2 protein-coding genes are annotated in these 1,309 nt (G+C 44.0%); both read right to left on the reverse strand.

The genetic code is table 11. The features are described 5' to 3' along the window. On the reverse strand, nt 1-360 hold a 360-nt coding region (locus tag ACS8FD_RS14940), incomplete at its 3' end, for an ABC transporter permease (RefSeq protein ID WP_439276435.1). After that, nucleotides 360-1,309: ABC transporter permease (locus ACS8FD_RS14945; protein ID WP_439276436.1), on the reverse strand; the 950-nt coding region annotated here is incomplete at its 5' end. The genes ACS8FD_RS14945 and ACS8FD_RS14940, both read right to left, overlap by 1 nt.

Consider the following 1,309-nt stretch of genomic DNA (forward strand, 5'->3'; position numbering starts at 1 on the left):
AATCATGTAGCCTGCAATCTGGTCTGTCCAAATGGCTTCTTTGGCTGCTTGCTCATTTAAAAAACGTTTGGTGTTTAGTTGCGGACTGGCACTGCTATAACGCACAATGGTACGCGATAAGTCGCTGTTATCATAATCAATAATACCGACCGGCACATGATTGACTACCTCAGATGAATAGGGCCATGGATAAAAAAAACCATAAATAATAGGCGCTATAACCAACATTAAGAGCACGCCTTTATCGGTAAACACGTCTTTAAACGTTTGGGTAAAGTTTGTCCAAAATGACTGTGGCACTGATGGTTTCTTTAAGGAGATTGGTGTTTTTATAGCATTGGTTTTAGATGGCTTTGACATTAGCGGGCTCCCCAGCGCTCAGGATGCGACAAGGCACGTTTGGTCAAAAAAACCATCAATATCAGCGCAATGATGGTTGCTAAAAGTAGGCCGTAGACAATGGGCAGTGATACCGCAACCGGAGCTTGCATTTGTAGCTGCGCAATGTGCAGCTGTAGATAATGCGTCAATGGTAGTGCATCCGCCCAATATTTGGCGCTGTCGGTAATGGCGATATAAGGATAGGTCACGCCTGCGAACGCATAGGAAGGTACGGAGATGAATCCCGTCGCAGATAATCCCATACGTAATGAAAACGAGCCGAGCGTAAACACGGCACCAAGCCAAAATGACAACATCATTAGTAATACTAGACTGATATAAGTGACTATCAAGGACTCTATGGCTACACCTTGTTGCGGTGTGGCAAGCCATAATGCCAATGCAGACCAGATGCTATAGGCCAGTATGGGCCAAAAATACTTACCTAATAATCCTGCAAATAATACAGCTAAGCTTGATTTTCTGACGTCAGCTATAGGTTTAGTAGGTTTAATATTTGGTACACTACTTAGCTCGTGTTGAGTATCTGTCACAGATTTACTGTGTTCGTTATATTGGTTGCTATCGCTGGTTGACTTTAAATAAGGTAAATCAGGCGTACCTGTATCAATAAAGCGAGACCAATGTCCAAGCTGCTTATCGCGCAGCTCGCGGCCAATTGTCGTTGCGCCAATCACCATTGCTAAAATATGTAATAGTGCAGGAATCACCGTCGATGCCAAAAACTGCTGATAATTATTGATGGTATTAAATAGACTGGTACGCTGAATGGCGATAGGAGAGTAGTTGATTGCTGCCTGCGAAGGTGCCATCCCTTGCTTGACCATACGCTGTATCTCAACGCCTGCTGATAAAGTACCGACGACTGCTTGTACACTGGTCTGAATGATGCCTGAATGCGTACCAT

The organism is Psychrobacter sp. 1U2, from assembly GCF_051847575.1.